Raw genomic sequence first — 1527 nt, forward strand, 5'->3', positions numbered from 1 at the left:
CGCCACACGCGATTAACTCCATGTCAGCCAGGGCATTGCGCCGTTGATCATCCGTCATAGGCGGCGCTACATGCCAGTCTATCGAGCTCATTTCGTTTTCCAGACCTGATTTTTCGCCCGCCTTCCTACCTGCGATATTCCGCTACGGACAACAATAGTGGGGTGAAAATCCGACGCTTGGTGGCCGAAACGAAATACCGCTCTCGGCGCCCTCGATGACATCATCGACATTGAAGTGCGGTTGCAACCACTGAGCTAGTTGCCGGTTCACTTCAACGTCCCTTGACATGTCGGCCTCAGCAAATACGTTCTGCTCGTTTACTTGGGCGGGTTCTTAATGACGACAGATTCTCTGGCGGAAATACTCGCCGTGTCGAACGACGCCGGTCTGTCCGAGGTTGGCGGGGGACATAACCAGAAGGGCATCGAGTTTCAGCGGAATTGGGCGCTGATCCGGATGTTCGAGCTGGAGGAAGCCGGGGAGCTTGATTTCCTTCTCCTGTTTGAAGTCATTCAGGACGTAGCTGTTCTCGACTCCAGTACCGCCCCGACTGCGATCAGCATCTATCAGGTCAAGAAAAAGGACCGGAAAGAGTGGGCGTGGGGAGCCCTCACCAGTCTCCACACGCCAGAATTGCCGGGAAAAAAGAAGGTGAAGGCGAAGCCGCTTACCGATTTCTTGAACAGCCCGGTGGGGAAACTGTATGCGACGGTGCGGGCATTCAGCGTCTTGAACAGCCACGGACGCTTCATTTCGAACGCCGGTTGCGACCTCCCGCTGGTTGACGGTACGAACGCCGCAACCTCGATGCCGACGGCTCTTTCCGAGCTGTCGCCGCATTTGCGCGACCTGCTGAGCGAGGGCATGAAAATATTGCACGGGAGCGACACGTCCACACCGGATCTGTCTAAGATTTACGTCGAGCGAGTACGGTTGCCGGTCGATGATCCATCCACTTTCACCGTCGGCATTGCGCACAAGTTTCTTCTTAGCCGAAGCCCGCGCCACGCCGGCCAGGCGCGGTCGCTCGTTGATGCGCTTCTGGCGAAAGTGGGACCGCTCGGCGCGAAGACGGACACCTGCAAAAGCTTCGCGGAGGTGAGGCAGTTGCACGGCTATTCGCGTGATGAATTTGCGGCGGCGCTCGGCAACCTCGAAGAGTTGCGTGATCTTCTGCATCATTTGGAAACGTGGCTTACGCAGATCACCCAAGAGGGCATGGGGTTTATGGACGTTACCGCTATTCGGGCGGCGGCCAGTGCCATATATCGGCGGCAGGTGATGGGAAGCCATTCGGCGCGGGATAATGAGATCGCTGCCGCATGCGATGCCTGGCTTGCCGGCAAAGCGGATCCGGTGAAGCTTCTGCCGTTCTTCACCGACGCGCTGGCGCATCTGTCGATTGCCTTCCCTGCTGCAAAGAAGGCAGAATTGCAGGCACACCTAGCCCTACGAGCGATAATGCAATGCGTGGACCCGACCTAAGACGTTTGGTTAGAAGCCTCCGGACAAAATCGTATGAAAAG

General features: G+C 57.1%; 1 protein-coding gene. It reads left to right on the forward strand.

What is annotated here, in order from left to right:
- Positions 1–370 precede the first annotated feature (370 nt).
- Positions 371–1486 (forward strand): dsDNA nuclease domain-containing protein, encoded by a 1116-nt coding sequence (locus EN780_RS33905; protein WP_189556974.1) that lies wholly within the window; start codon positions 371–373, stop codon positions 1484–1486.
- Positions 1487–1527: the final 41 nt, after the last annotated feature.

Source organism: Mesorhizobium sp. M4B.F.Ca.ET.089.01.1.1 (genome assembly GCF_004022605.1).
GTDB lineage: Bacteria > Pseudomonadota > Alphaproteobacteria > Rhizobiales > Rhizobiaceae > Mesorhizobium > Mesorhizobium abyssinicae.